Genomic DNA, 7,998 nt, shown 5'->3' with positions numbered 1-7,998 from the left:
CGCGCGGCCCCCCCCCCGCCCCCGCCGGCGGGGGGGGGGGGCGGCCGCGCGGCCCCCCCCCCCCCCCCCCCCCCCCCCCCCCCCCGGCCCCTGCGCGTTCAGCCGCCCGACGTGCTCAGACCGCCGGGTCGACGGCCGCTTCGGACTCCGGGGCGCTCGCCGACTCGACGGGACCGCTCGCGGAGGAGGAAGAACCCTCCTCCGGGTCCGTCGGGTCGTCGGTGGGTGTCTCGGTCGGCGGGGTCGTCGGCGTCTCGGTGGGCGGAGTCGTCGGCGGGGTGGTGGGCGGGGTAGTCGGCGGTTTGGTCGGCCCGCCGCTCGGCGTCGGCTCGCTCGGGGAGCTGCTCCCGTCGTCCGTCGGGTCGTCCGTCCCCGGCGGCGTACCGCTCGACGTGGAGGCGCTCGGGGACGGGGAGCCGGAGGTGCTCGGGGACGCCGAGTCCGAGGCGCTCGGGGTCGCGGACGTCTCGCCGCCGGTGGTCTCCCCGGCCGGGGCGGAGCCGTCCTCCGACTCCTCCGCGGGCAGGCCGTCGTCGGTCGGGGCCTCGGTGGGCGTCTGCTCGGTGGTGACGTTGCGGCTGCCCGGCTCGTCGCCGTCCCCCGCGGTGACGCCGAGCGTGACGACGGTGCCGAGCACCGCGATCAGCACGGCGCCCGCGCCGGCGGCGGCCAGGTTGCGCCGGGCGCCGCCCAGGACGGCCCTGCCGGTCCTCTTGCGCGCGGCGGGGCCGGCCGGCAGCGGGGAGACGACCGTGGGCTGCTCCTCGGACGGCTGCCGCAGGAAGACGGGTGCGCCCGGGAACCCTCCGGGCGGCGTGCCCGGAGCGTCCTGGCGCACCATGGGCACCTCGTCGCCCGACGCGGTGCGGCCGAGGGCGGCGAAGTCGCCGGAGCGGTCCGCGACCAGGGCGAGCGCGCGGCGTCCGGCCACGGCCCCGGACTTGTCGGCGAGCGCGCCGCGCATCCCGATCGAGGTCTCCAGCTCGGTCCTGGCCCGGTCCGGATTGCCGGTGCAGAGCGCGAGGACGCCCAACTCGTGGTGGAAGTAAGCCTCCTCGGCGACCTCGCCGGCGATCCTGGCGGCTTCCTGGCCGATCCTGAGGGCCCTCTCCCAGGCCCCCCAGCCCAGGCCCGCCGCGAAGGCCGGGGAGGCGCTGCGGGCCAGCAGGACGGCGGCGCTGGCCGCTCCCGCCTCGTCGCCCGGGACCAGCCGGCCCAGGGAGGCGACGATCGCGTCCGCCTCGGCGACGGCGCGCTCCGGGGTGACCGAGGGGTGCGAGGCCCACCAGGCGTAGTGCTGGGCGGCGGTACGGGCGTGGGTGGCGGCGTCGTCCTCGTAGTCGGCCGCCGCCAGCTGGGCGAGGACTCCGGCGGCGAGGCGGTAGCGGGGCCCGGCCGGGGAGAGCAGGCCGCAGCCGGCGAGCTCGCCGAGTGCGGCGTCCGCGTGGGTGTCGCCCACGAGGGCCGGCAGATGGGCCTGGTGGGGCACCTCGCCGCCGAGGGCGACGGCGAAGCGCAGGGTGGCGCGGGCCGCCTCGCTGAGCCGGGAGGCGAGCAGCACGGCGGGCGCGGCGCCCTCGCCGAGGCTCGGCAGCGGGACGTCGAGTGCTTCGGCCGGCACCGCCGGGGCCGGCGGCGCGTCGTCCGCGCGTGGCTCGAAGTAGTCGTACTCGTCGAAGGCTTCGGGGTCGGCCCGGAGCCGGTCGCGCTGTACGAGGAGCGATCCGGCCTGGACGAAGCGGAGCGGCAGGCCCTCGGACTCGAACCAGAGGTCGCCCGCCCAGTTCCGCTCCTCCTCCGTGAGGGGGCGCTCGACGACCTTCTCCAGCAGCGTCAGCGAGGCGCCGCGGCCGAGTCCGGCGAGGAGTACCTCCTCCAGGTGGGCGTCGACGCCGGGGTTGGTGGCGTCGAGGGTGGCGGCGAGCAGGAAGGCGCACTCGGGGGTGGCGACGAGCAGTTCGTCGAGGGCCGCTCCGCCGATCTCCAGGTCGTCCACGGTGACGACGGCGCCGATGGACCGGACGAGCGCGAGCAGTTCGTCGCGGTCGGGGCGGTGGCTCGGGGCCTTGTACACGGTGTCGAAGAGGGCGTGCAGCAGATCGGCGCCGGTGCGGCCCCGGCCGTTGAGGCGGACGACTCCGTCGGGGGCCAGGTCCGCGCAGTCGGCGGCGACGGCGTCCAGCAGCGCGGTGCGGCCGGATCCGGCCTGGCCGGTGAGGCGGACGCTGCGGCCGCGCGCCAGCAGGCGGACCAGGCGCTCGCGCTCCTCCTGCCGCTCCAGGAGCGGCAGCTGCGGGGCGGGCGGTCCTGCGGGCACCGGGGGCGCGCCGGCGCGCTCGTGGTCGGCGCGTTCGGCGGGGGTGCGGCGGACCGGGGCGTCGGGGCCGGAGCCGGGCGGGCGGGATTCGACCTCGCTGCCGTCGACGGGGTTGACCGTGAGCAGCAGGTCGCCGACGGTCAGCTGGACGACGCGGACCTGCTGCGGTGTCCCCGGGCCGAAGTCGGCGCCGCCCGATTCACGGGACGGCCGGCGGAGGCCGGGCTCGCCGCCGGAGCGGTCGTGGCCCTGCCCGTACTCATCGGGTGCCCGGTGTGTCGGGTCCATCGCAAAGTCCCCCAGACGCGTCGTGCGCGGTTGCCCCTCCCGGCCTCACACGCGCCCCGCTGTCGCTTCCGGTCCGGTGTCCGCCCATGGGTTCGTTGTCATTCGGCGGACGGCCGAACCCTAGACCTTGGCTCAGTATTCATGAACCGCCGGGGTGCCACGCCGTCCAGGACGTCACGTTCCGGTGAGGATTGCGTGACTTCTGCCGCCGGGTGCGGTCCGTCCGGCCGCGCGGATCCCGGGACACGGCGAGCGGCCCTCCGGATTCCGGCGCGGCGAGCGGCCCTCCGGCTCCCGGCTACGGCGGGGCGAACGGCCGCGCGCCCGCTGTCTAGACGCGCGGCAGCGACTCCGCCGCGATGCCGCCCTCGATCGCCAGGATGCGGTGCAGCCGGGTGGCCACCAGGAGGCGCTGCATCTGCGGTGGCACCCCGCGCAGCACGAGACGCCGTCCGGCCCGTCCCGCCCGGCGGTGGGCCCCCATGATGACGCCGAGTCCGGTGGCGTCCCAGGAGTCCAGCTCGGTCAGGTCCAGCACGAGGTCGCCGACTCCGTCGTCCACGGCCGAGTGCAGGACCGTACGGGCGTCCGCCGCGCTTCGGACGTCGAGGCGGCCCCCGACGACCAGCTCGGCGTGGTCGCCCCTGATGTGCATATGCGCTCCCCGGTCATACTCCGTAGAAGGTCTGTCTGTCTGCTCTGCCGTCGGCTCTGCCGCCGTTACGCATGGCCTGTTTCTGCGTCTGTCTCTGCCACCACTGACTGTCCCGACGACAGGGAAGTTGTCGCCTGTAAGCGAACCGATACCGAATTCACTCGGTGGAGTGACTCCGGTTCGCCGGAGACCGGTGCGTACCCGGTAGGATCCCCGGCTTCCCCGGCCCGGACAGCGGCGGGCCGACGGGCCGAGGGGGCGGGTCCGGTCAGTACGTGTAGAAGCCCTGCCCGCTCTTGCGCCCGATGTCACCCGCGTCGACCATCCGGCGCATCAGCTCCGGGGCGGCGAACTTCTCGTCCTGCGACTCGGCGTAGATGTTGCCGGTGGCGTGCAGCAGGATGTCGACGCCGGTCAGGTCCGCGGTGGCGAGCGGGCCCATGGCGTGGCCGAATCCCAGCTTGCAGGCGATGTCGATGTCCTCGGCCGAGGCGACGCCCGACTCGTACAGCTTGGCGGCCTCGACGACGAGCGCCGAGATCAGCCGGGTGGTGACGAAGCCCGCCACGTCGCGGTTGACGACGATGCAGGTCTTGCCGACCGACTCGGCGAACTCCCGCGCGGTGGCGAGGGTTTCGTCGCTCGTCTTGTAGCCGCGCACCAGCTCGCAGAGCTGCATCATCGGGACCGGAGAGAAGAAGTGCACGCCGACGACGCGCTCCGGACGCTCCGTCACGGCCGCGATCTTGGTGATCGGGATGGCGGAGGTGTTGGAGGCGAGGACGGTGTGCTCGCCGACGACCTTGTCCAGCGTCCGGAAGATCTCGTGCTTGACTTCGAGCTTCTCGAAGACGGCCTCCACGACGATGTCCGCGTCGGCCACGGCGTCGAGGTCGGTGGTCGTGGTGATGCGGGCGAGCGAGGCCTCGGCGTCGGCCGCGTCCAGCTTGCCCTTGGAGACGAACCGGTCGTACGAGGCCTTGATCCCGTCACGACCCCGGGTCAGCGCGGCGTCGGTGACGTCCCGCAGCACGACGTCCCAGCCCGCCTGGGCGGAGACCTGCGCGATCCCGGATCCCATGAGTCCGGCCCCGATGACGGCGAGCTTCCTGGCCACGTTCGCACCCCTTGGTTTCTGTTCGCCCGTGCGCAATTGTTCACGGCGGTTCACATGCTCTCCGGCGGAGGTTAGTACCCGTCGGGCGCGCTGGGGCGGTGAAGAGATGCGCGTCACGTCTCAGATGACGGACATCACACCGGGACGCGTCATTCGGCTCCGCGTCGCGCGTAGTTGAGCACCCGATCACCGAGGAGACCCTCGATGTCGTCGAGGACGCCGAGGGCGTCGTGGGAGACCTCGACGGCCTTGCGGCCCTTCATCATCTCCTGGCCGACGTAGCCGACGAGGGCGTGCTCGATCCAGGCGATCTGGCCGCCGACGAGGAGCGGCAGCGGGTCGCCCTCGCTCGCTCCGGTGTCTTCGCGCAGGGTGGCGACGACGGACTGGAGCACCTCCTGCTGGAGGTACCAGAGGCGGGCCTTGAGGGTGGGAGCGTCCTCGATGACGCGCATGAAGTCGGCGAAGCCGTCCATCAGCCCGAACTCCGGGGAGACGGCGACGACGGCGGCGCGCACCTCGCGCAGGACGGCCTCGGCGGCCGACTCGCCCGGGTCACGGGCGCGGACGTAGCGGGCGACGCGCTGGGGGACGTGCTTCATCCGGTCGAGGAAGAGGTCCTCCTTGGCCGGGAAGTAGTTGTAGACGGTGTTCACGGAGACGTCGGCCAGTTCGGCGATCTCGGCGACGGTCACCGTGACGAAGCCGTGCTGGAGGAACAGCCCGGTCGCCATGTCCGAGATGCGCTGCTTGGCCTGGCGCTTCTTGCGTTCCCTGAGTCCCTCAGCCATGTCTCCATCGTAGGACGCGCCGAACGATCATGGTGTCGATGGATTATTGGAGTCATTGCAATTTTAGGCTCACTCTGTTTTTCTGACCCCATGACCGTCATCAGCACCTCCGGGCTGGCCCGGACCTTCACGACGCCGAACGGCCCGGTGGAAGCCGTCCGTTCCATCGACCTGGCCATCCGTCCGGGGGAGATCGTCGGCCTCCTGGGCCCCAACGGCGCGGGCAAGACGACCACGCTGCGCATGCTCACGACGCTCCTCGCCCCGACCGGCGGTGCGGCCACCGTGGCCGGCCACGACCTGCTCACCGACCCCGCGGCCGTCCGCGCGGTCTGCGGGTACGTCGCCCAGTCCGGCGGCGTCGACCCGTATCTGACCGTCCGGGAGGAGCTCGTCACCCAGGGCAGGCTCTACCGGCTGAGCCGGGCGGAGGCGGCCGCGCGCGCCGGGGAACTCGCCGCTCGGCTCGGCCTCGACGGACTGCTCGACCGGAAGGCGGCGAGCCTCTCCGGAGGGCAGCGGCGCCGGCTCGACATCGCCATGGGCCTCACCCACCGACCGGTCGTGCTCTTCCTGGACGAGCCCACCACGGGCCTGGACCCCGGCAGCCGGGCCGATCTGTGGGACCTGGTGCGGAGCCTGCGCGACGAGTGCGGCACCACCATCGTCCTGACCACGCACTACCTCGACGAGGCCGACGCGCTGGCGGACCGGTTGATCCTCGTCGACGGCGGCACGGTGGTCGCGGAGGGGACCCCGGCCGAGCTGAAGGCCCGGTACGCCAGCTCCCCCGACGCCTCCCTCCAGGACGCCTTCCTGGCCGCCACCGGCCGTCCCGTCGCCCCTGCCGACTCCGCCCCCGCAGCCGTATAGGACCCCACGTGCTCTTCCACGACACCGCGATCATCTTCGGGCGGTACGCCCGGCAGACCCTGCGCTCCCGCTTCCAGATCTTCTTCGGGATGCTGATGCCGCTGCTCTACCTCCTCTTCTTCGGCCCGCTCCTGAAGGACCTGCCGCTCGGCTCCCCCGCCGACTCCTGGCAGATCCTGGTGCCCGGCCTGCTCCTCCAACTCAGCCTTTTCGGCGCGTCCTTCGCCGGCTTCGCGATCATCGTCGAGAAGTCCACGGGCGTGGTGGAGCGGATGCGGGTGACCCCGGTCAGCCGACTGGCCCTCCTGCTGGGACGGGTGCTGCGCGACGCCCTGCTGTTCACCTTCCAGGCCGTCCTGCTGGTGCTCGCCGCGCTGCTGATGGGGCTGCGGGCCCCGCTGGCGGGCATCCTCATCGGCTTCGCGTTCACCGGAGTGCTGGCGCTCTCGCTCGCCTCCCTCTCGTACGCCCTGGCCATGCGCGTCACCACCCCGCAGGAGTTCGGGCCGGTGATCAACGCGGTGACGATGCCGGCCATGCTCCTCTCCGGCCTGATGCTGCCCATCACGCTCGGCCCCGGCTGGCTGGACGTCCTCTCCCGCTTCACCCCGTTCCGCTATCTGGTGGACGCGGTACGGGACGCCTACACCGGCTCGTACGCCACCGCGCACATGCTCTACGGGGTCCTCGTCGCCGTGGGCCTCGCCGCCGCGGCCGTGACCGTGGGCACACGGGTCTTCCGCCGGGCCGGAGCGTAACTACGCTGGGCCCATGGTCAATCTGACGCGCATCTACACCCGGACCGGCGACCAGGGCACCACGGCCCTCGGCGACATGAGCCGCACCGCCAAGACCGATTCTCGGATCTCGGCGTACGCGGACGCCAACGAGGCCAACGCGGCGATCGGCACCGCCATCGCGCTCGGACAGCTGCCCGAGGAACTGGTGAAGGTCCTCGTGCGCGTCCAGAACGACCTCTTCGACGTGGGCGCGGACCTGTGCACCCCGGTGGTCGAGGACCCGAAGTACCCGCCGCTGCGGGTCGAGCAGTCCTACATCGACAAGCTGGAGGCGGACTGCGACACCTTCCTGGAGGAGCTGGAGAAGCTGCGCAGCTTCATCCTGCCGGGCGGCACGCCGGGGGCCGCCCTGCTGCACCAGGCGTGCACGGTGGTCCGGCGGGCCGAACGGTCCACCTGGGCGGCGCTGGAGGTGCACGGGGAGTCGATGAACACCCTGACCGCTACCTACCTCAACCGCCTCTCCGACCTCCTGTTCATCCTGGCGCGGAGCGCGAACAAGGAGGTCGGGGACGTGCTGTGGGTGCCGGGCGGCGAGCGGTAGGCTCTCAAGCACGCCCTAGAAGCGGTCGGCCGGCTCGCGGTCCGTCACCGCGTCCTTGGGGGCCTGCTTGGGGAACAGCGTGTAGCCCGCGGCGATGATCAGGTTGATGCCGATCACCAGGCCCATCTTCTGCTGCCAGCCCCGCAGCGAGCTGATCTCCCCGCCGGAGCCGACGTACCAGACGGCGGCCTGGAGCAGGCCCAGCGCGACCACCGCGGCGAGGATCCAGCGGGCGGCGGTGCGCCACTCGTGGATCGCGCGGGCCATGCCGTACTTCGGCGGCTTGACCGGTGGCGGGCCGCCGAACCAGCGGTGGGCGACCCGGGCGTCCACCCAGGTGATGGTGTGGTGGCCGAGCCCCACCGTGAAGCCGATGTAGACGGCGGCCAGCCCGTGCTTCCAGTCGGGCTCGGCCCCGTTCTTCAGGTCGATGGCCGTCACGACCAGCAGCACGACCTCCAGCAGCGGCTCGCACAGCAGCACCGCCGCCCCGAGCCTCGGTTTCCTCGCGACGTACCGCAGGGCGAGTCCGGCGGCCAGCAGAACCCAGAATGCGACCTCGCAGGCCACGACCAGTAGGGCGATCACGACTCTCTCCTCCCGTTCTCTTCCA

Annotated in this window: 8 protein-coding genes; 3 read left to right on the top strand and 5 right to left on the bottom strand. The window is 72.8% G+C overall.

The genetic code is table 11. The annotated features are described in order from the left end of the window. Window positions 1-115: 115 nt before the first annotated feature. From ACIRJT_RS20875 to ACIRJT_RS20860, 4 genes are all read right to left on the bottom strand, one after another. A complete protein-coding gene (locus ACIRJT_RS20875; RefSeq protein WP_403911230.1) occupies window positions 116-2,605 on the bottom strand; it encodes an ATP-binding protein in 2,490 nt (829 codons plus the stop codon). Window positions 2,606-2,936: 331 nt separating this feature from the next. Then, complete coding sequence (locus ACIRJT_RS20870; protein WP_003966237.1) at window positions 2,937-3,260, bottom strand: STAS domain-containing protein; 324 nt, start codon at window positions 3,258-3,260, stop codon at window positions 2,937-2,939. Window positions 3,261-3,528: 268 nt separating this feature from the next. Then, the gene (locus tag ACIRJT_RS20865) at window positions 3,529-4,377 is read right to left on the bottom strand and encodes a 3-hydroxyacyl-CoA dehydrogenase family protein (RefSeq protein ID WP_403911227.1); all 849 of its coding nucleotides are present in this window, start codon (window positions 4,375-4,377) and stop codon (window positions 3,529-3,531) included. A 149-nt stretch (window positions 4,378-4,526) separates the two neighbouring features. After that, window positions 4,527-5,168, bottom strand: coding sequence for a TetR/AcrR family transcriptional regulator (locus tag ACIRJT_RS20860; protein ID WP_403911226.1), 642 nt, complete (start codon window positions 5,166-5,168; stop codon window positions 4,527-4,529). A gap of 90 nt (window positions 5,169-5,258) precedes the next feature. Here ACIRJT_RS20860 and ACIRJT_RS20855 point away from each other — a divergent pair, with 90 nt between their 5' ends. From ACIRJT_RS20855 to ACIRJT_RS20845, 3 genes are read left to right on the top strand one after another with little or no spacing between them, the layout of a single operon-like run. Further along, window positions 5,259-6,041, top strand: coding sequence for an ABC transporter ATP-binding protein (locus ACIRJT_RS20855; protein WP_403911224.1), 783 nt, complete (start codon window positions 5,259-5,261; stop codon window positions 6,039-6,041). An 8-nt stretch (window positions 6,042-6,049) separates the two neighbouring features. Next, a complete protein-coding gene (locus ACIRJT_RS20850) occupies window positions 6,050-6,799 on the top strand; it encodes an ABC transporter permease (RefSeq protein ID WP_403911222.1) in 750 nt (249 codons plus the stop codon). 13 nt (window positions 6,800-6,812) lie between these two features. Then, a complete protein-coding gene (locus tag ACIRJT_RS20845; RefSeq protein WP_403911219.1) occupies window positions 6,813-7,385 on the top strand; it encodes a cob(I)yrinic acid a,c-diamide adenosyltransferase in 573 nt (190 codons plus the stop codon). A gap of 15 nt (window positions 7,386-7,400) precedes the next feature. On the opposite strand, the gene ACIRJT_RS20840 is transcribed toward ACIRJT_RS20845, so the two are convergent. Beyond that, window positions 7,401-7,973: a hypothetical protein gene (locus ACIRJT_RS20840; RefSeq protein WP_403911218.1), complete on the bottom strand. Its 573-nt coding sequence runs from the start codon at window positions 7,971-7,973 to the stop codon at window positions 7,401-7,403. Between the last annotated feature and the right edge of the window lie 25 nt (window positions 7,974-7,998).

It is taken from the genome of Streptomyces sp. NPDC102283, assembly GCF_044766265.1.
Classification (GTDB): domain Bacteria; phylum Actinomycetota; class Actinomycetes; order Streptomycetales; family Streptomycetaceae; genus Streptomyces.
The sequence above is the reverse complement of the archived record's forward strand: the minus strand, read 5'-3'. Positions and strand labels throughout refer to the sequence as shown.

Coding starts and splice junctions, on each gene's coding strand:
- ACIRJT_RS20870 (WP_003966237.1), bottom strand. CDS start 3,260: ATGCACATCAGGGGCGACCACGCCGAGCTGGTCGTCGGGGGCCGCCTC.
- ACIRJT_RS20855 (WP_403911224.1), top strand. CDS start 5,259: ATGACCGTCATCAGCACCTCCGGGCTGGCCCGGACCTTCACGACGCCG.
- ACIRJT_RS20845 (WP_403911219.1), top strand. CDS start 6,813: ATGGTCAATCTGACGCGCATCTACACCCGGACCGGCGACCAGGGCACC.
- ACIRJT_RS20875 (WP_403911230.1), bottom strand. CDS start 2,605: ATGGACCCGACACACCGGGCACCCGATGAGTACGGGCAGGGCCACGAC.
- ACIRJT_RS20860 (WP_403911226.1), bottom strand. CDS start 5,168: ATGGCTGAGGGACTCAGGGAACGCAAGAAGCGCCAGGCCAAGCAGCGC.